Origin of the sequence: Hymenobacter sp. YIM 151858-1 (assembly GCF_025979705.1) — a bacterium.
Taxonomy (GTDB): Bacteria; Bacteroidota; Bacteroidia; order Cytophagales; family Hymenobacteraceae; genus Solirubrum.
The window spans coordinates 4,163,285-4,182,982 of the sequence record NZ_CP110136.1 but is presented as its reverse complement, the minus strand read 5'-3'; the positions used below and the strand labels follow the sequence as shown (position 1 = coordinate 4,182,982).

Here is a 19,698-nt window from a genome sequence, read left to right as displayed (position 1 = left end):
GGCCGTTGAGTTAGTGTTTGAGTTAGCTGTTGATGCCCGTGCTCCATTCGCTCCGCCGCTTTGTGCGCCGCCATTTTGGGTTTTCGCGGGCCGAAACCAACGGTTTTGCGCTGCTGCTCCTGCTGATGCTCGCCTTGCTGGCCGCCCCGGCGCTACTCCGGCCGGCCCTCCCCCGCTACAACCCCGCCGCCGACCGCCGGCAGCTCGACCAACTAGCCGCGGAGCTGGCCGCCGCCCGGCCGGCCAATGCACCTAGGCGCCGCTACCCCGCGCGGCCCGGCTACGCCCGCGTGCCCCGCATTGCGCTGGCGCCCTTCGACCCCAACACCATCGACGAAACCGGCTGGCAGGCCCGCGGGCTGCCGCGCTTTTTGGCCGAACGCCTGGTGAAGTACCGCAACGCCATTGGCGGCTTCAAGGCCAAGGAGCAACTTCGCCGCGCCTACGGCCTGCACGACAGCACCTACCAACGCCTGGCGCCCTACCTGCTGCTGCCCGAGCAACTGCCGCCCCGCGAGCAGCGGGCTTTTGCCAGCCGCTACCCCGAGCGCCCGTTTACCGACCCCAAAGTCGCTGGGTTTCCGCGCAAGCCGCGCAACCTGCAGCCCTTCGACCTGAACACGGCCGATACCACGCAGCTGATGCAAATCCGGGGCATCGGGCGCAAGCTTTCGGCGCGTGTGGTGGAATACCGTGAGCGGCTGGGTGGCTTCATCAGCCCTGGGCAAGCAGCCGAAATCTACAGCCTGCGCGATGCGCCCGATTTGGTCGACAGCCTGCGCAAATACACTTACGTGGCGCCCAGCTACCAGCCCGCACCCATCGACATCAACAACGGCTCGTTCGAGGAAATCAGCCAGCACCCGTATCTGGGCAAGCGGCTGGCTCGCATAATTGTGGCCTACCGCAACCAGCACGGCCCCTTCCGCTCGCCCGACGACCTGCGCAAAATCCGCATCCTCGACGAGGCCACCTACCAAAAGCTGCTGCCCTACGTGCGCCTGTAGCCCGGCACCTAGGGGCGCAGCGCAATGGCCACGCCGCCCATGCGCGGTCCGGCCACGGGCATCAGCATGAGCCTGCGGGCAAACGGGGCCGAAATGCGCTGCCGCAGCCACGGGTACACGCGCCACGCCACCTCCGCCGACAGCACCCCCAGCCCCGCACCGGCCGCTACATCCGAGAGCCAGTGCTTGTCGTTGAGCATGCGCATGGCCCCGGTGGCCGTAGCTACGGCATAGCCGCCGATGCCGATCCAGGGGCTTTGGCCGCGGTATTGCTCGTGCAGCAGCGTAGCCGTCAGGAAAGCCTGGCTGGTGTGCGCCGACGGGAAAGAGCTGTGGTCGGCAGCATTGCCGGGGCGGCATTCGCCTACCAGGCGCTTGGCTTGGCTGGTGAGCGTGGTGTTAAGCAAATAGGCTCCGGCGTACAGCAGGGTAAAATCGACGGCGTTGTAACGGCCTTTCAGGCCTGCCAGCGGCAGCGCATAGGCTGCCACCAGCGGCGCATGGCGCGAGTAATCATCGAGGCGGGTGCGAAAGCGCGGAAACTGCTCGTTAAGCTCGTCGCGCAGGTGGTAGTTCGGGGCGCTGGCGTTGGCGTGCTTGTTTACGGTAAGGGCCCCGTAGCCCAGCAGAGCGGCCGGCACAACCAGTTTTGAAATAAACCTAGAACGCGCGGGTGCAGCAGCCGCAGGTGCCATAACCGTTTCGGCGGGCCTTACGTGGGCAGAATCGGGCAGGCGGGCACTATCGGGGGTGGCCACAAGCAGGGCAAACGAGAGCAGAAGCACGCAAGACGGGTTGAAGTTATTCTCGTAAGCTACTTACTCTCAGCTGAACAATGCATGAAGCGCCGCCAGAAAATGATCCTTTGCGGGTGCTTTTCGTAAGGCTGCGGAAGGCGGCCCGTAGAGGCCGGCCGTTGATCCTCGCTTCTTACAACCCCATTATGCTTTTTGTACTACGCGACAAGCTGGTGCCTTTTCTGATCTTTTTTCACTCGGTGCTGTGCGGCTGCAACAAACAGGATGCGCGCGGCGGCTTCGACAGCATCAGAAAAGACTACACCGTGCAGCAGGTGGGCCGGCTGCGCTCCGACGAAGTAGTGGAAAGCTCGGGGCTGGCCGTGGCCTCGCCCGAGGGCGACCTGTGGACGCACGGCGACGGGGGCAATACCACCTGGCTCTACCTCGTAACGCCGCAGGGCGACCTGATCCGCACCCACCCCGTGCGCGGCGCCTACAACGTGGACTGGGAGGACCTGGCCCAGGACCGCCAGCGCGGCCAGCTCTACATCGGCGACTTCGGCAACAACACCAACAAGCGCCGCGATTTGCGCATTTACCAGCTTGGCGGGCCGCAATTTTCGCAGCTCGATACCATTCAGTTCCGCTACCCCGATCAGCGGGCCTTTCCGCCCAAAAAGCCCCTGCGCAACTTCGATTGCGAGGCGTTCTTTTACCACAACGACAGCCTCTACCTCTTCACCAAAAACCGCGGCAAGGGCAACTGGGTGAAGGAGTACCACCTGCCGGCCAAGCCGGGCACCCATGTGGCCCGCCTTGCCGACAGCATTCAGGTAAACACCTGGATTACCTCGGCCGACATCAGCCCCGATGGCCGCACGGTGGCCCTGCTGGGCTACGGCCACGTGTACCTGATTAACACGCAGCCCGGCGGCAAGCTCTTCGACGGCGAAAAAACCTGTTTGCCGATGCCATCGAGCGGGCAGGCCGAGGCGCTGGCGTTCATCAACAACACCGACTTCGTCATCAGCAACGAAAAGGGCAAGCTGTTTAAGGTAACGCGGCGGCCCTAGGTGGCGCGGCCCCTTGGCCCTGGCCCAAACAAAGCCCAACCCCAGGCAGTAGTTTCCCGCGGAGCGGGCCTGCTTCGCTCCTCTTCCTCACGCTAATTGTTATGGCTGAAACCATTCTTGTAACGGGCGCCACCGGCACCGTTGGCTCCGAGCTTGTTCGGGCCCTGATCACCCGCGGCGCCCATACCCGGGCGGCGGTGCACTCCATCATCAAAGGCGACCGGCTGCGCCACTTCAACCCCGAAATACAACTGGTGGAGGTGGATTACCACCGGCCGGCTACCCTGCCCGTGGCCTTTACCGGCGTAGACCGGGTGTTTCTGCTCACGCCGTTTTCCGATGATCAGCTGGCCATCAACGAGCAGCTGGTGGAGGCCGCCAAGGCCGCCGGCGTGAAGCAGGTGGTGCGCCTCTCGGCCGCCGGGGCCGACGCGGAACCGGGCATTCAGCTGGGGCGCTGGCACCGCCAGATGGAGCAGTACCTCGCGCAAAGCGGCCTTTCGTACACGGTGCTGCGGCCCACCAGCTTCATGCAAAACTTCGTGAACTACCAGGGCCAGAGCATTCGGGAGCAAGGCGCCATCTACCTGCCCTTGGGCGAGGGCCGCATGAGCTACATCGATGCCTTCGACATTGCCGAAGTGGCTGCCACCATCCTCACCGACCCCGACGTGGCCCGGCACCACGGCCAGGCCTACACCCTTACCGGGCCCCAAGCCCTAGGTCATGCCGAAATAGCGAGCATCATCGGGCAAGCCACGGGCCGCCCGGTGCAGTACGTTGATGTGCCCGAACACGCCGCCCGCCAAGCCATGCAAGGCGCCCCGCAATGGATGGTTGACAGCATGATGGAGCTGAACGCCCTAGGTAAGGCGGGCCACCTGGCTGGCACTACCTCCGCCGTGGAGCAGCTCACGGGTCGCCCGCCGCGCACCTTTCAGGAGTTTGCGCAGGAGCACCGACACGCGTTTGTGGCTGAATGAAGAAGGAACAATGAGGATGGACGGACGATGAAGTGAGCCGACAATCAGTAAGCTGTTCATTGTTCATTGTTCATTGTTCATTGTTCATTGTTCATTGTTCATTGTTCATTGTTCATTGTTCATTGTTCATTGTTCATTGTTCATTGTTCATTGTTCATTGAGCACAAAAAAAGACCTAGGGCCACGGCCCTAGGTCTTTTTTTGTGGTTCGGTTGCTGGGGTTAGTAACGGTCGTCGTTGTCGCGGCCGCGGTTGCGACCGGGCGTCGAGCCGTAATCCGAATCGTCGTTGTCCTGGTTGCGGAAGTTGCCGCGGTTTTGCTGGCCGTAGTTGCGGTTACGGTCGTTCGAGTCATACTCGCCGCCTCCGCGCGACGACGAGCCCATCTGCGAGCTGCTGCCCGAGGGGTACTGGTCGTTGTAGGAGCCACCGCGCGAGCCGTAGCCCTGGCCCGAGTTGCCCATGTAACCGCCACGGCCTTCGTTGTAGCCGCTGCGCGAGCCGTACGACGAGCCCGAGCGGCCCGAGCCGTAACGGTCGTCGTTGTAGCCGCCGCCGTAGCCGGCGCCCATGCTGCCGCCGCCCATGTTGCTGCGGCCGTAGTCGCCCTGGCCACCGCCGTAGCCACCGCCACCGTAGCCCTGGTTGTCGTAGCCGCCCCGCGAGGACTGACGGTCCTGGTCTTCGCGCTGGTTGCGGCTGCCGTACTGGCCGTAGTCATCCTGGCCGCGGCCGCTCATGCCACCTTGCTGGCCGTAGCCGCCGCCCATCGACGAGCGGCCGTAGTCGTTGCTGTAGCCCTGGCCACGGCCGTAGCGCGAGCCGTTGTCGTTGGGGCTGCGGTAATCATCCTGCTGGCCGTAGCTTCCTTGGCCACCGTAGTTACGGCCGCTGTAGTCGCCGCCCTGCGAGCCGTAGTTGCCCTGCATGCCGCCGCCCATGTTGCTGCCGCCCTGCTGGCCGTAGCCGCGCTCCTGGTAGCCGTACGAGTCGCGCTGGCCATATTGGCTGTCCATGTGGCCGGAGCGCTGCTGTCCAAAGTTGCTGCCGCCTTGTTGGCCGTAGCCACCCTGCATACCCGAGCCGCCGCGGTTGCTCATGCCACCGCCGTAGTTGCTCTGCTGGCCGTAGTTGCCGCTGTAGCCGCCCTGGCCGCCGTAGTTGCTACCACCATAACCACCGCCGCCCTGAAACTCGTCTCGGCCGCCGTACTGGCCGTACGAGTTGCCCTGGCCGCCGCGGTTGTAGCCATCCTGGCCGTATTCGCCACCGCGCGAGCGGGTGTCAAAGTCACGGTTTTGGTTGCCGTAGCCGCCTTGCGTATTGCCCATGCCGTGCGAGCCGTACTCGCCGCGGCTGGCTCCGCTGTACATGTTCTCGTCTCGGTCGCGGTCGTTGTGGCTGCCCTCCATCGAGTTGCCAAAGTTGCCGCCGTAGTTGCTGCCGCCCATGCTGGTGTTGCTACCCTGCTGGCCCGACGACTGGTTGTTCTGATCCTGGTTTTTGCTTTTGCCCGACGACGAACCGCCCTTGCTCGAAGAAGCCTTGGTAGTGCTGCCCGATTTTTTGGCCGATGCCGAAGATGAAGAGCCATCGCCAGTAGCCGATTTGCTGCCCGATTTGCCCGCCGACGAAGAGCCGCCCGACTTGCCCGAGCTGCTGCCGCCGGTGCTGCCACCTAGGCCGCCCTGGCCCATGCTGGTAGAGGCCGAGGCCAGATCCTGGCTGGAAGTAGTTGAGCCTGACGAACGGCCGCTGTTGTCGTTGCTGCCGCTGGTCAGGCCCGAAGTGGAGGAACCCATTTGGTTGCCGGTGCTGCCTTGCATGCCACCCGAAGCGGTGGAGCCCATGCCGGTAGTTCCGGTGCCAGAAGTGCTGCCCTGAGCACCCTGCAAAGAGCCGGAATTCTGGTTCTTGCCGTCGTTCTGGTTTTTGGTGTTATCTGCCATAATGCGGTGTAATTGGTTGGGTGAGAACTGGTAAGCAAAGTGGTAAGTCTATACGCCCGCTTTTGGCGCGTAGTTGTGCCAGCGCCCACTTTTGTGGGGGCGGCGCAGGCTGGCTTTGCACCGCTTTCTGCCGGTTGCGCACTAAAAAAGCCACCCCGGTTTGGGGCGGCTTTTTTGTTCATTACCAGGCACCTAGGGCTACTAATCGGGGCTGCTGGCGGTAGCTTTTTCAACGCGCACGCCCACGGCCATAATGCCCGGCAGCACGTCTTGCCGCATATACTGCTCCAGCACCAACCGGTAAGAGCCGGGGCGCGCAAAGCGCTGCTGGGGCAAGGCCAGAAACTGGTGGTCGAAGATGTCGCCGGTGCCGTTGCCACGGGGCTCACCGGTTTTGGGGTCCATCAAAATCATCTGGTGCAACAGCGGCTTGCCCACCGGGCCCCCCGGCCCGGTAAGCGTGTGCTTCACGTACAGGTTGTAGTAGCCGTACATGGAGGCGTTGCGGATGTTGAAGTACACGTTGTAGCGCTGCGTAGTGTCCTGAATATCGAACTGAAACGCGGGCTTATTCTGCACCGACCACGCGTAGTCGGGCAGGTCCACGTTGGTTTCGTACACGCGGTTGCCGTCGCAGGCAGCCAGTGCCGGCAACAGCAACGCACCTAGGGCAACACGCAGCAGAGAGCGGTGGAGCATGCAGCGCATAGTTAAGAGGCAGCAGGTGGGTTATTGGAAGCGGCACTATCGCCCGATCCGCCCCCGCCGTGCCGGCGTCCGCCGCGGCGCGAACGGCCGTTGCGGCCCGAGCGGCCTTCGCCACCGCCCGCCGAGTCGGGGCTACTGGCGCTGCCAGCGGCAGGCCCGTCGCCGGGAGCCGGCGCCTGCCGGAAACGCGGATCGAAGCGCGGCGTGGGCCGGTCGGCCCGCGGGGCATCGGTGCTCATGTTGCGGCCGCGGCGGCCCGAGCGGTTGTGGCGGCCGGGGCCGCCCTCGCCTTCAACGGGCGCCGAAATGGTGCCGCCCGGCTCACCCGAGCCAGGGCCGGGCTTCGGCTCGTTGCGGGGGCGCAAGGCATCCTTGGGCACGGTGGCCGTAGGCTTGGGCTGCACCACCGAGGCCGGTGCCGGGCCCGTTTTCTCCTTTTTCTTTTTGCGCTTGTTTCGCTTGCCCGACTTCATCTTGTCGTCGAGGCGGTCGAGCGAGCCTTCTACGTGCTCCTGCACGCTCAGCACGGGCGCGGGCTCCACTATCGGCGGCTGTAGGGTATCGGGCTTTTCGCCGGCCTTGTTCAGGAGCTGAATTTCCTTTACGCGGTCGGTTGAGAGCATTACCCAGTTGTTGTCGCCCCGAAAGGCAAACCACATGCGCTTCTTGAAGATGTCGGTCTTCTGCAGAAAGGCGTCGCCCTGCTGCGTTTGCAGGGGCTTCGATACCTGCGGAATGTCGCGTAGCGCGTCGAGGTAAGTATCCAGCTCGTAGTTCAGGCAGCACTTCAGGCGGCCGCACTGCCCCGAGAGCTTAGCCGGATTCAGGCTAAGATTCTGGTAGCGCGCGGCCGTGGTGCTCACGCTCTTGAACTCGGTAAGCCAGGTAGAGCAGCACAGCTCGCGCCCGCACGAGCCGATGCCGCCCAGGCGGCCCGCCTCGTGGCGCAACGAAATCTGGCGCATTTCCACGCGCACCCGAAACTCTTCGGCCAGGCGCTTAATCAGGTCGCGGAAATCGACGCGGTCTTCGGCCGAGTAGTAAAAGGTGGCGCGGGTACGGTCGGCTTGGTACTCCACGTCGGAGAGCTTCATCTTCAGCTGCAGCTCATCAACCACCGAGCGGGCCTTAAACATGGTGCCCAGCTCCAGATTGCAGGCCGCTTCGTAGCGCTCCACATCTTGCTCGGTGGCCACGCGCAGGATGTTTCGCAGGTCCTTGTTATCGGGCTCTACTTTCTTCTTGCGCATTTGCAGGCGCACCAGCTCCCCTTTCAGCGACACGTAGCCTAGGTGCCAGCCATTGCCGCCGGCCTCCACCACCACAGCGTCGCCGGTTACCAGGGGCAGGCGGCTTGCGTTGCGGAAAAACTCTTTGCGTCCGCCTTTAAAGCGGATTTCAACTATATCAAACTCTTTGAAGTCGACGGGCAGGTCTAGGTCCTGCAACCAGTCGAACACGTTGAGGCGCGTGCACCCGCCGGTTTTGCAGCCCCCTTTCGAGCCACAACCAGCCGTAGCGCATCCGCCGCCTCCGCTGGAACATGAAGTGCAAGCCACAGGGAAGTATCTATGATCAAGCAGAACCCAGCAATAGGGCCTGCAGAAAAATTGAGGGTTTCAAACAAAGATAAGGATTTCGGAGGGTGCCTCCGGGTGCAGCCCAAACGAGGGCTGCCTAGGCTGCGTTCCGCCCGCGCTACTGCTTGGCTGCGCGCGCACTCCGGAAGCCCGGCAGCAAGGAACAAAAAATTGTAAGCATCGAAGGCTCAACTACCGGATAACGCAAGCGTTTAACAAGCCCGACATTATATGTATCTACATCAATAAATATTTGTATCGTTATAAAAACCACGCAACTAACACCGGCAACCAAACTTACTTTCTGCCTCCGAAATGGGGTAATTATTAAGGAACGAGCGTGTGCACACTCCCGCGTACTGTTGCTATGTACAAAAAGTTACAGCAATATTTTTTTGATTTTGTCAAAAATTAGCCTCACCTTTTGAGCATCGTTCAACCAAACCCAACCAAACCACTTATGAAGTTTACTAAAGTACTTTCGACCGTAGCCGTATGCGCCTTCTCGGCCCTGGCCTTGTCCAGCTGCTCCAAGGAGGAAAATGTTCAAGTTAAGGACAAGGTTTCCGAAGAAGCCATGGGCCAAATCCGCGCCCTGGGCTTTACGGCTACCGGTGCCCAGAAAGTGGACGGCGGCTACTTGGTTGAAGGCGACATTTTGCTGACCGAGGCTGACCTGAACAGCACGCCCGACCACCAAATCCTGCGTGTGGCCGATGTGGAGCAGTACCGCACCAACAACCTGGTGAGCGTAGGCTCGGGCCGTACCATCAACGTGGCTATTTCCAGCTCGCTGCCTTCGTCGTACGTTACCGCTCTCGACGAGGCCATCCGTCGTTACAACGCCGAAAACCTGCTGATCCGCTTCCGTCGCGTGTCGTCGAGCTACAACATCCTGCTAACCCCGGCTCCGAGCGGTTCGAGCTACCTGGCTTCAGCCGGCTTCCCTTCGGGTGGCAACCCCTTCAACAGCATCAAGGTGAACTCCGCTTACCTGGGCTCTAACCCCGGTACCAACTACCTGGCTACCATTCTGGCGCACGAAATCGGCCACTGCATCGGTTTCCGCCACACCGACTACATGGACCGCTCCTACAGCTGCGGCGGTGCCTACACCAACGAAGGCGCCAGCACCGTGGGCGCTGTGCACATCCCCGGCACGCCCACCACGGCCGAGCCGAATTCGTGGATGCTCGCTTGCGTTGGCTCGGGTGTTAACCGTCCGTTCGACGCTTACGACCGCACGGCCCTCAACTACCTGTACTAGTCGTCGGCTAGTCGTTTAGCCTTCGGGTTGCAAGCCCGGTTCCGAAAGGAGCCGGGCTTGTTTTTTTGGGCTTTAGATAATGCAATAAGCCGAACCAGAATATTAGAAATTACATATTTTACTTTCTGGCATAAAACAGGCGCGTACGAGAGAATTTTTTAAAAGTTTCTGCGATTTTGGCTTGCTAATACGTTATTTTCTGTTCAGATTGTAAACCCAAGTTTCCTCCACCTAACCCAACCAACCTTTTTAAAATGAAAAAGCTGTTTACCCCGCTCGTAGTAGCTGCTGTTGCGCTTGCCTCTTTCTCGAGCTGCTCTAAGGACGACGTAAAAGTGAAAGACCAGGTATCGGAAGAAACCCTGGCTCAGATTAAGGCCATGGGCTTTACGGCCGCCGGCGCCCAGAAAGTAGAAGGTGGTTACTTGGTGGAAGGCGACATTTTGCTGACCGAGGCTGAGTTGCAAAACCCGCGCACCCCGCAGTTGCTGCGCACCGGCAACGCCGAGCAGTACCGCACCACCAACCTGGTAAACGTTGGGTCGGGCCGGGTAATTACGGTAAGCATTTCGAGCCAGCTGCCCGCCTCGTACGTGGCCGGCCTCGACGAAGCCATTGCCCGCTACAACGCACAAAACCTGCTGATTTCGTTCCAGCGCGTATCGGCCAATGCTGACATTGCTCTGGTGCGCGGCAACGGCTCGTACCTGGCCTCGGCGGGCTTCCCCACCGCGGCCGGCGACCCGCACAACCAGGTGAAGGTGAACTCGACGGCCATCGGCAAAACGCCGAATACCAACTACCTGGCTACCATTCTGGCGCACGAAATCGGCCACTGCATTGGTTTCCGCCACACCGACTACATGGACCGCTCCTACAGCTGCGGTGGCTCGTACACCAACGAGGGCGCCAGCACCGTGGGCGCTATCCTTATCCCCGGCACGCCCACCACGGCCGACCCCGGCTCGTTCATGCTCGCCTGCATCGGCTCGGGCCAGAATCGTTACTTCAACAACAACGACATCACGGCGCTTAACTACCTGTACTAAGCGCACAGTCAGCACACAGTTAGTGCACAAGCCCGGCTCCTTCTGGAGCCGGGCTTTTTTGTTGCCTAGGTGGCCAGGTAGCCGTTGGGCAACGGGGCTGCGGGCCGCGCTCATACGCGCTCAGCGGGGCGCGGGTTTCATATAGAATCTATTGATTATTAAGTTCTTTCTGCTCAGCTTATCGGCATGTTCAAACCCTAACCAACCAAACCAAAACCCTATGAAAATGACGAAATGGTTTACCCCCGTGGCCGTAGCGGCCATAGCCCTAAGCACGTTGGCCGGCTGCTCGAAGGACGAAGTGAAGGTGAAAGACCAGGTATCGGAAGAAACCCTAGGTCAGATTCGGGCCATGGGCCTCACGGCTACCGGTGCCCAGAAAGTAGACGGCGGCTACCTGGTGGAGGGCGACATTTTCCTGACCGACGCCGACCTGCAGAACCCCACCGCGCCGCAGCTGCTGCGCGTGGGCAACGCCGAGCAGTACCGCACCACCAACCTCGTGAAAGGCCTGCCGCGCACGATTACGGTGAGCATTTCGGGCCAGCTGCCCAGCACGTACGTAGCGGGCCTCGACGAAGCCATTCGCCGCTACAACGCCGAAAACCTGCAGCTAACCTTCGCCCGCGTATCGGGCGGTGCCGACATTGCCATTGTGCGTGGCACGGGCTCGTACCTGGCCTCGGCGGGCTTCCCTACCTCGGCCGGCGACCCGCACAACCAGGTGAAGGTGAACTCGCGCGCCATTGGCACCAACCCGGCTGTTGGGTACCTGGCCACGATTCTGGCGCACGAAATCGGCCACTGCATCGGTCTCCGCCACACCGACTATATGGACCGCTCCTACAGCTGCGGCGGCTCCACGGCTAACGAAGGCGCCAGCACCGTGGGCGCTATCCACATTCCGGGCACGCCCACCACAGCCGACCCCGGCTCGTTCATGCTCGCCTGCATCGGCTCGGGCCAGAACCGCAACTTCAACAACAACGACAAAACCGCCCTTAACTACCTGTACTAAACTGGCGCCCTAGGTGCCAAAAAGCCGCCCGGCCTGCATGCAGGCCGGGCGGCTTTTTGTTTCGGCTGCTCGGGGCTAGCGCACCACCACTAGGCGGCGCACAATGGTAGCGCCGCCGGTAGGCGTAATGCGCACAATGTAGGTACCCGCCCGCAGGCTGTTCGTATCAAACTGGCCCACAGAAGCTTCGGGCGCTTCGCCCTCGCGCACGAGGCGCCCTAGGTGGTCGAACAGCTGCCAGCGCATGGCAAGGCCGTTGGCTTCGATGAGCGTAGCCGCTTTGCCAGCCACCACGGGGTTGGGGAACAGCAGCACGTCGCCGGAGCGGGCGTAGTAGATGTTTTCTACCTGCGAGTACACGGTAAGGCCGCCAACGGTTTCGAGGCGGGCGCGGTAGCGGTACAGGCCGGGCTCGGGCAGCTGATCGCGCAGCACCAGGCTTGGTTGCGTACCCGGCGCCAGGGTTTCCACCGTTTGGAAGCCCGTGGGCGTTTCGCGCTCCAGGTGCACGGCCCGCAGGCGGAAGGTGCTGCCCAGCACCAGATCGAAAGCCACCTGATCGGTAACCAGCTGGCGGGGCAAGAAGGAGCGCACGTAGCAGCGGGTGTTCGAGCCGAGTAAGTTGATGCTACGGGCCCGCACCCCCTGGCTGCCATCGGCCAACACGGGCACTACGCTGTAGTACAGCACTGCCGACGACTCGGCGCCCACGTTGAGCAGCAAGGCCGTGTCGGGGGTGGTGGCCAGGGGCTCGAGCGTGGTAGCCCCGAGCCGCAACACCTGGTAGCTGCCGGCACCGGGCACGGGCTCCCAGGTCAGCAAGGATTCTTTGTCGCACACGTAGCCTACCTGCACCAGCGGCGCCTGGCTCACGGCAAAGTTGGCCGAGGCGTACGTGGCGTTGCCTACCTCCAGGCGCACCTGGGCCACGGTGGCATCGGCGGGGGCCGTCCAGGCGTACAGCCCCACGCCTAGGTTTACGTTGTTGCCGATGGTTGTCCAGGTAGTGCTGCCGGCAGCGCGGTAGCTGAGCGTGCCGGTGGCAGCGGGCCCTTGCCATTGCCAGCGCAGGCGCTGCTGCTGCCCGGCACGCAGGGCGGTGCCCGCTACGGGGTTGCTCCAGGTAAGGCCAGCGGTTTCGAACTCGTAGGCTACGGCAAACTCCTGCTCGGGCCCTACGGTTACCGCGGTGCCGTGTACCTGCACCTCGTAGGTGCCGGCGGCTGGGGCGGCCAGCGTTATCTGCTCCACGTTGTTCAGCCGATCCACCCCGCGACGGGCCGGTAGCTTCAGCGAGTCGAGGTGCGGAAACGGGCTCAGTACCCACGGGCGCAGCCGCGCACCGCCGGCACTTACCAGCTCCACGTCGAGGTCGTTCACGAGGGCTTTGCTGGCGTTGGCGGCGGCCTCGGGGTCGGCCCACACGAGGGTAAGCTTCAGCTGATGCACACCGGCGGGCACCGTAATGGCAAACTTGCTGGTGGCGCCGGCCGCCACGCGCCCCTGCACAAACCGTTTGGCGAGCATCGTTTGCACGGCACCCAGGGCATCGGCTTGGCCGAAACCAGCCTCAAAATCGGGGCCGGGGCGCCCTAGGTCGTCGGCGCTATTCAGCAGCACGGCTTTGCTGAGGGCCGCTGGCGGCAGCTGGCCGTTGTGCTGCTCGCGGTAGGCCTGCTGCACCAACGCGCTGATGCCCGATACCACGGCCGCGGCATCGGAGGTGCCGCCTTCGCCCAAGGCCACCATTTCGGGCTTCAGGCGGCCGTCGTGGGCGGGCCCGCGCGAGCTAAGCGCGGCCACGCGGCCCAGCACATCGGTGGCGCCCACGCACAGCGTGTTTTTGGAGGTTTTGAACTGCCCGGTGATGTTGGCGACGCCGGCCAGCGTGGCGTACGTGCCCGAGCCCGGCGTGCGGTTGCCCACGTTGCCCGACGAAAACACGTGCAGCAGCGCGGGCAGCTGGCGGGTTTGCTGATCGTAGGCCCGCGCCTCCAGGCCGTAGTAGTTTTCGATGGTGGCTACGCCATACGAGTGGTTTTGCACCGATACGCGGTTGGCCGTAAGCTGAGCGGCATCGTCGGGCATGAGCTGGGCGTAGCTGGAGGCCGCCAGCTGCACCCCCGAGGCCGCACCGCGCCCGGTAGGCGCCGAGTTGCCGGCCCCGCCAATCAGCGTGGCCATTACCGTGGCGTGGTCGGAAGCCGTGGTGCCGAACATGGTGCTGCTGACCACGCGGCCCTTAAAGTCGATGTCGTTGCGGTCGAAGGCGTCTTCTTTTACCGAAACCGTGAGGCCCTGCCCCGTGAGGTTGGGGTAGAGCTGGTGCACAGGCCAAATGCGGTTGGCCCCTAGGTCAACTCCGTCGATTTCTTTCTCGGGAGTGACCGGGCGGTCGGCTACGTCCACAAACGTTACCCACGGGCATGCGGCCAGCTTCGCGAGTTGCCCTGGCGCATGCACCGTGAACACGCGCGCATCGGCCGGATAGGGCTGCAGCCGGGCACCGCGCAGGTGTTTCTGGGCCCACTCCCGAAAGGCCGCCGCATCCTGCACTTGCACGCGGTACGCGCTGTTACGAGCAGCCGTGGTTTGCTCGCCCTGCAGCGTGGGCGCTAAGCGGCTTTGCACGGCCGCGCGCGTAGGTTGCGCCGTTGCCTCGGGGCCCAGCAAACCCGTTGCTACGGCCACCAGACTGCCCCACAACCGCCACTTGTTCCAAGCGCCTCGCCCGTATTGTTGCCTCATAAAAGAAACCAAGCGTCAAGTAAATACAACCCCACTACGCGGGACCGGGGCGCATGGGTCGCTTGCCGTAGCCGCGCCCCGAGTGGCCGATGCCAAGCCGCGGCAATACCCGGCAGACCTGGCAGCACCTCTGCCCATCTGAAAGATAAGCAAACAGCCCGACCATACCGCGGCCGCGGGGGCGTGGCAAGGGCTGGGTAGCGCGAAAAGCTGAAATACAAACAGGCCCCAAGCGTATGGCTTGGGGCCTGTTTGGGTGTAGCGCAGGCTTTAGCCCGCGTTGGCGTGTACGGCTGGTGCTGCGCGGTTTTGCCTCAACGATTTCGTGCTGGCAAACGCGGACTGCAACCCACAGGTCGGCTTAGCCAAACTGCGCGCTAGATGGCGCTACTTAGGCCTGGGCGGCTACGATGTCGATGCCTTCGGTGAACGAGTGCGGGCGGTAGCCTAGCTCCTTTTCGGCTTTCTCGATGATGAAGCCGGTGCGCGGCGGGCGCTTGGCGGGCTGCGTAAAGGTGCTGCCGTCGGCTTCGATGATAAGCGACTTATCGAGGCTGAAGTGGTCGGCTACGCGCAGGGCAATGTCGTAGGGCGTGAGCAGCTCGCGGCCCGAAATGTTATAGATACCTAGGGCACTTTGCTTGGCAATCAGCCAGCAGCCCTGGGCCAGGTCTTCGGCCAGCGTGGGCGTGCGCCACTGGTCGTTTACCACCTTAATCTGCTTGCCTTCGCGCAGCGAGTTGCGCACCCACAGCACAATGTTGGTGCGGCCGCCGCCGTGCAGCACGCCGTACACCAGCACGGTGCGGGCTATGGCCCAGCGCAGGTTGGGCGTGTTTTGCACGGCCTGCTCGGCAGCCAGTTTGCTTTGGCCGTAGTAGCTGATGGGGTTGGGCGTAGCGTCCTCCGTCAGGGGGCCGTGCGAGCCGTCGAAGATAAAATCGGTGCTCAGGTGCGTGAGGTGCACATCGAGCGCGGCGCAGGTGCGGGCCAGGTTTTCGGTGGCCGTTACGTTTTGCAGCCAGCAGGCTTCGTGGTTTAGTTCGCACTCGTCCACATTCGTCATGGCGGCGGTGTGGATAACGTGCGTGGGCTTCAGCTCGCCGATTACCTGCGCTACCTGCTCGGCATTGGTTACGTCGAGGGCGGCAAAGGGCACGTTGGGGAATACCTCGCCCAAGCGGTTCGAGCCGCGCGAGGTGGCAATCAGCTCCACGCCGGGCTCCTGGTGCAGCAAGCCGATTAGTTTCTGGCCCAACAAGCCGTTGGCTCCGGTAATGAGAAGACGCATGGACTTCAATTATTAATTACTAATTATGAATTATTAATTACCGTAGGTGTAGCCGTACAGCTCGGTAATCTTCTTCTTCTTGAGCTTGTCCACCTCCACGGTCATTTTCACGTCCTGGTCGGGGCGGTCTATTTCGTTGCGGGGCACCTGGGCAATTTTATCCACTACCTCCTGCCCCTGAATTACCTGCCCGAACACGGTATAGGCGCCGTCGAGGTGGGGTGTGCCGTTGAGGTTTTGCACGATGTAAAACTGCGCGTGGCTGCTGGGCGTGCCGGCCGGCCCGCCGCCGCGGGCGGCGGCCACGGCCCCGCGCTTGTGGCGCAGCTCGGGCCGGATTTCGGCCGGAATGCGCGGGTCGTTGGGCTGGCCCATGCCGTCGTTGGTGGGGTCGTTGTCCTTGGAGTTCGGGTCGCCGCCCTGCACCATGAAACCGGGGATGACGCGGTGAAACGTGGTGCCGTCGTAGAGTTTGCCTTCGGCGCGCTTCAGGAAGTTGGCTTTGTGCAGCGGGGTCTGCTCGAACAACACCAGCCGGATATCACCTAGGGCCGCGCCGTTTTGGGTTACGTGCAGCGTTACCACCTCGTCCTTTTTGCGGGGCTTGGCGGCTTTTTGCTTGGTTTTGGTTTCTGTTTTTTGGGCGTGTGCAGCCGGGGCGGCACCCAAAAACAGCAAGGCGGCCACAGCAACGGTTAAGCGGGGGAAGCTCTTCATAGCAATGAGGTGAGGCAACGGAAATCAGAAGGCGAAGCTAAGCGGTTTCGGCCGAGCGGGCGTGCCACTCGGCGCGCAATAAGTCGTAGTAGTCGATGTCGTGCAGGGTGCCGTCGTCGCCGCAGCGGAACTCGCGCCGCAGCACGCCGCTGTGCCGAAACCCCAGGTGCAGCAGCAACTGGCTGCTGCGCACGTTTTCGGGCAGCACGCGGGCGAATAGCTTTTCAAGCCCCACTGCCCCGAACACCGCCTGCAGCACCGCGGGCAAAGCTTCGCGCATCAGGCCCTGGCCTTCGTGGGTGGCGGCCAGCCAATAGCCTAGCTCGGCCTTCGGCACGTCAAAGGGTGTCCAGTGCATATCGCGCAGGCTAATGTAGCCCACGCATTGCGGGCTGCGCCCGGCGCCACCCGGCAGCCACAAGCCGTACTGGAACGCCGTGCGCAGGTGCCAGTCGGTTTCGCGCAGGGTGATGTACACGCCGGCCGTGGCTTCGTCCTGAATAGCGCCTGCCGTGCGCGGAAAGTTGCGCCGCAACCTAGGGCGCTCGGTGGCTATCAGTTCGGCTAAAGCCGGGGCATCGGCAATGGTAAACGGGCGCAGCACCAGGCGCGCGGTGCGCAGCTGCGCGGGCGGGTATGGGCCAGATGCGGGCATAACAACCGTGCATAACGGCAAGCACGAATGTAACGTTGGCCTCGCAAGGCAAACAGCTCGTCAAAACAGCGGCGGGGCGCTAATACATTAAGTACTAACGCCCCGCCGCCTGAATGGCCTAGGTCAGTTATTATGTATCAGCACCCGGTACATACCGCTGCCCGTAAAATCAAAGCCGCTGCCAATACCCGGAGAGAAGATTAAACCTGCAGTATGAGTAGCGAAGTCGCTGATTACCTGCTGCCAATAGCGCCGGCCAAATTCCTGATCTGTTTCGTCAGAAAGCGGTTCAATCAAATCATCGTACGAGAAGCGTTGCCTGATTAGAGCCGGGACGTTCGTTTCTGCAAGCACTACTACAACTGCCGAATCCGTGGAAAAATACGATTCTGCCTCCGTCTCAAAAGCAGCGTCTTTCTCGTCGCCGTGCACAACATCCGTTAAACTGAACTTGTATGGTTCGGAGCCTGCAGGAACCGTGATGCGGGCAAATGGAGCGTAGCAATCGGGAAATAAGTCCCTTACCTGCATTGCTACTTCATTCGAATGTTCTTCTACGCCTCCTTCTGCTGCTTCCGCTAAGTACAACGCATCTATGATCCAGTAGACCTGTCCCGGCGCTAGCAGGATACTTTCACCGGATAGCGAAACGTTGTCGAGTTCTGCACTCATATCCATCGTCCCAAACGAACTTAAAACGTCGTCGACTCCGACTCGCGGTGCTGGCGGATGTCGTGCAGAATGGCTTTGCCGCCACGGCCCAGCACGTTCTCGGCTACGGCCACACCTAGGGCAGCGGCCGCGTCGGGGTCGGTGGTGCTTTGGATTTCCTCCACGTACTGCTGGCCGTCGAGGCTGATGAGGCCGCCGTGCAGCTGCAGGGTGCCTTCGTCGGTGAAGGTGGCCAGCGCGAACGACGGAATGCTGCAGCCGCCTTCCATGGTGCGCAGATAAGCGCGCTCGGCAGCGAGGCATGTGTGCGTATCGGGGTGGTCGAGGAGCTGGCGCAGGGTTGCTTTGCGGTCGGCGTCGAGGCTTTTGGCGCACTCAATGGCTACCGAGCCCTGGCCGGCAGCCGGGATAAACTGCGTTTCGGGCAGTACCTGCACAATCAGGTTGTCGTACTGCATGCGGTGCACGCCGGCAAAGGCCAGTACCAAGGCATCGTACTGGCCTTCTTCGAGCTTGCGCAGGCGGGTTTGCAGGTTGCCGCGGGCCTCGGCCGTAATGGCGTGGGGGTAGTGGCGCTTGAGCAGGGCGCGGCGCCGCGTGCTGCTGGTGCCGAGCACGATGTTGGGCCGGTCGAGCGAAAACGACGGGTCGAAGCTGACCACCACGTCGTTTACCCGTTCACGCGTCATGAAAGCCAGCAGCTCCAAGTCGTCGGGAATGTGGCTTTGCACATCTTTGGCGCTGTGCACGGCAATATCAATGTGGCCGGTGCGCAGGCTTTCCTCCAGCTCTTCGGTAAACACGCCTTTGGCGCCAATCTTATCGAGCGAGCGGTCGAGCACTACGTCGCCCTTGGTCGTGATGATGACGATTTCGGTTTCGAGGCCGGCGGTATTCAGGGTATCGGCCACGTGGTTGGCCTGCCACAGGGCAAGCTTGCTGCCGCGGGTACCAATGCGAATGGGACGTTGGGACATGAAGTAATGGCGCGTTGCCCGCGCCCGTCGGTTAGCGGTTGTCGATAAGGAAATGCGGCAGGCGGCGCAGTGTATACGGCCTGCCGGGCGGCCACGACGGCCTGACGCGTGCGACGCGCCCCTACGCCGGTACGCGCAGCAAGTCGGCCACCTGCAGCGACGTATCCACGAACACAATTCGCGGGTGGGCGTTCCGCTCTACGTGAAAATGTGCGTCGTTGAGTACCTGGGCCAGGCCCTCGGCGTTGCGGCGGTGCACAAACGGGCTGAATTTGCCGATAAACGTTTGCTCCGAAGCCGGCAGGTGCGGCACCAGCGCGGGGTCGAGGCCATAGAGCAGCACTTTGCGCACCAGCCCCAGGGCGTACTGCAGGAATTCTTTCTGGTTTTCGCGGCCCATTTTCTGGAAGCCGTCGGCGGCGGCTACCATGTCTTCGAGCTTGCCCTGGCTGGCTTTAAAGCAGGCCTGCATCCACTTCTGAAACGTAGCGAAGTGGTCGTTGTCGGGCGAGTCGCGCATGGCCAGGGCGGCGCCTAGGTTGCCTTCGCTCACCAGGGCCAGCTGGCGCGCTTTCACCTCGGGCAGGTGGTACTGCTGCACCAGGTAGCCGGTAATTTCGGGCTCCTGAAAACGGCGCACCGGCACCACCTGCACGCGGCTCACGATGGTGGGCAATAGCTTATCGGGCTGCTGGCTCACGAGCAGAAACACCGTGGCGGGCGGCGGCTCCTCCAGCAGCTTCAGCACGGCGTTGGCCGCGGCCGGGTGCATCAGTTCGGGCAGCCAGATGACGACCACCTTAAACTGCGCCTCAAAGGCCTTCAGCGACACGAGCTTGAGCAGTTGCACGGCTTCGTCTTTGCTGATGCTGCCCTGCTTGTTGTCGGCCCCGATGTGCTGCATCCAGTCGTTCAGCCCTAGGTAGGCGCCGCCATCGGCCAGCACGAAGGCCCGCCACTCGGCCGCAAATCGGTGGCTCAGCGCGTCTTTGCTGACGGCCTTGGTGGTGGTAACGGGCAGGATGAAGTTCAGATCGGGGTGCACGAGCTTATCCACCTTGCGGCAGCTCGGGCACTCGCCGCAGGAGTCGGCGGCACGGCGGTTTTCGCAGTTCAGAAACGCCGCGTAGGCCAAGGCCAGCGCCAGCGCACCGGTGCCCTCGGCCCCGCGAAACAGCTGCGCGTGCGCCACGTGCTGGCGCTCCACCGATTGGCGCAGCACCTGCTTTACCTCCTCCAGCCCGGGTATATCAGCAAAACGCAT

General features: G+C 62.5%; 17 protein-coding genes. 6 read left to right on the top strand and 11 right to left on the bottom strand.

Translation table 11 applies throughout. The annotated features are described in order from the left end of the window. Nucleotides 1–38: 38 nt before the first annotated feature. Entirely contained in the window at nucleotides 39–1,007 is a 969-nt protein-coding gene (locus OIS50_RS18615) for a ComEA family DNA-binding protein (RefSeq protein WP_264692141.1), read from the top strand. An 8-nt stretch (nucleotides 1,008–1,015) separates the two neighbouring features. Here OIS50_RS18615 and OIS50_RS18610 read toward each other — a convergent pair whose 3' ends face one another. Then, nucleotides 1,016–1,792, bottom strand: a complete 777-nt coding sequence (locus OIS50_RS18610; RefSeq protein ID WP_264692140.1) for a phosphatase PAP2 family protein — start codon at nucleotides 1,790–1,792, stop codon at nucleotides 1,016–1,018. 158 nt (nucleotides 1,793–1,950) lie between these two features. Between OIS50_RS18610 and OIS50_RS18605 the strand changes: the two genes are divergently transcribed. Next, on the top strand, nucleotides 1,951–2,820 hold the full coding sequence (locus OIS50_RS18605) for a hypothetical protein (protein WP_264692139.1): 870 nt from the start codon (nucleotides 1,951–1,953) through the stop codon (nucleotides 2,818–2,820). A 101-nt stretch (nucleotides 2,821–2,921) separates the two neighbouring features. After that, nucleotides 2,922–3,803: an SDR family oxidoreductase gene (locus OIS50_RS18600; RefSeq protein WP_264692138.1), complete on the top strand. Its 882-nt coding sequence runs from the start codon at nucleotides 2,922–2,924 to the stop codon at nucleotides 3,801–3,803. 221 nt (nucleotides 3,804–4,024) lie between these two features. Here the strand turns inward: OIS50_RS18600 and OIS50_RS18595 are convergent, their stop codons facing one another. From OIS50_RS18595 to OIS50_RS18585, 3 genes are all read right to left on the bottom strand, one after another. Continuing rightward, nucleotides 4,025–5,752, bottom strand: a complete 1,728-nt coding sequence (locus OIS50_RS18595; protein WP_264692137.1) for a hypothetical protein — start codon at nucleotides 5,750–5,752, stop codon at nucleotides 4,025–4,027. A 201-nt stretch (nucleotides 5,753–5,953) separates the two neighbouring features. Next, nucleotides 5,954–6,451, bottom strand: coding sequence for a gliding motility lipoprotein GldH (locus OIS50_RS18590; RefSeq protein ID WP_264692136.1), 498 nt, complete (start codon nucleotides 6,449–6,451; stop codon nucleotides 5,954–5,956). 11 nt (nucleotides 6,452–6,462) lie between these two features. Further along, complete coding sequence (locus OIS50_RS18585; RefSeq protein ID WP_264692135.1) at nucleotides 6,463–7,920, bottom strand: PSP1 domain-containing protein; 1,458 nt, start codon at nucleotides 7,918–7,920, stop codon at nucleotides 6,463–6,465. A gap of 580 nt (nucleotides 7,921–8,500) precedes the next feature. On the opposite strand from OIS50_RS18585, the gene OIS50_RS18580 reads away from it, so the two are divergent. The 3 genes from OIS50_RS18580 (at nucleotide 8,501) to OIS50_RS18570 (ending at nucleotide 11,374) form a co-directional block, all read left to right on the top strand. Then, nucleotides 8,501–9,307, top strand: a complete 807-nt coding sequence (locus tag OIS50_RS18580) for a M57 family metalloprotease (protein WP_264692134.1) — start codon at nucleotides 8,501–8,503, stop codon at nucleotides 9,305–9,307. Nucleotides 9,308–9,561: 254 nt separating this feature from the next. Beyond that, nucleotides 9,562–10,356: a zinc-dependent metalloprotease gene (locus OIS50_RS18575; protein ID WP_264692133.1), complete on the top strand. Its 795-nt coding sequence runs from the start codon at nucleotides 9,562–9,564 to the stop codon at nucleotides 10,354–10,356. 220 nt (nucleotides 10,357–10,576) lie between these two features. Continuing rightward, nucleotides 10,577–11,374 carry a zinc-dependent metalloprotease gene (locus tag OIS50_RS18570; protein ID WP_264692132.1) on the top strand — a complete coding sequence of 266 codons (798 nt, stop codon included), beginning with the start codon at nucleotides 10,577–10,579 and terminating at the stop codon, nucleotides 11,372–11,374. Between the two features lie 75 nt (nucleotides 11,375–11,449). Here the strand turns inward: OIS50_RS18570 and OIS50_RS18565 are convergent, their stop codons facing one another. The 7 genes from OIS50_RS18565 to OIS50_RS18535 form a co-directional block, all read right to left on the bottom strand. Further along, entirely contained in the window at nucleotides 11,450–14,005 is a 2,556-nt protein-coding gene (locus OIS50_RS18565; RefSeq protein ID WP_264692131.1) for a S8 family serine peptidase, read from the bottom strand. A gap of 508 nt (nucleotides 14,006–14,513) precedes the next feature. Further along, complete coding sequence (locus OIS50_RS18560; protein ID WP_264692130.1) at nucleotides 14,514–15,413, bottom strand: SDR family oxidoreductase; 900 nt, start codon at nucleotides 15,411–15,413, stop codon at nucleotides 14,514–14,516. Between the two features lie 33 nt (nucleotides 15,414–15,446). Then, entirely contained in the window at nucleotides 15,447–16,130 is a 684-nt protein-coding gene (locus tag OIS50_RS18555) for a peptidylprolyl isomerase (RefSeq protein WP_264692129.1), read from the bottom strand. Nucleotides 16,131–16,167: 37 nt separating this feature from the next. Beyond that, complete coding sequence (locus OIS50_RS18550) at nucleotides 16,168–16,785, bottom strand: GNAT family N-acetyltransferase (RefSeq protein WP_264692128.1); 618 nt, start codon at nucleotides 16,783–16,785, stop codon at nucleotides 16,168–16,170. Nucleotides 16,786–16,908: 123 nt separating this feature from the next. After that, a complete protein-coding gene (locus tag OIS50_RS18545) occupies nucleotides 16,909–17,457 on the bottom strand; it encodes a hypothetical protein (RefSeq protein WP_264692126.1) in 549 nt (182 codons plus the stop codon). A gap of 20 nt (nucleotides 17,458–17,477) precedes the next feature. Next, nucleotides 17,478–18,434, bottom strand: coding sequence for a hydroxymethylbilane synthase (gene hemC / locus OIS50_RS18540; protein ID WP_264692125.1), 957 nt, complete (start codon nucleotides 18,432–18,434; stop codon nucleotides 17,478–17,480). A gap of 121 nt (nucleotides 18,435–18,555) precedes the next feature. Further along, nucleotides 18,556–19,698, bottom strand: a complete 1,143-nt coding sequence (locus tag OIS50_RS18535) for a DNA polymerase III subunit (protein WP_264692124.1) — start codon at nucleotides 19,696–19,698, stop codon at nucleotides 18,556–18,558.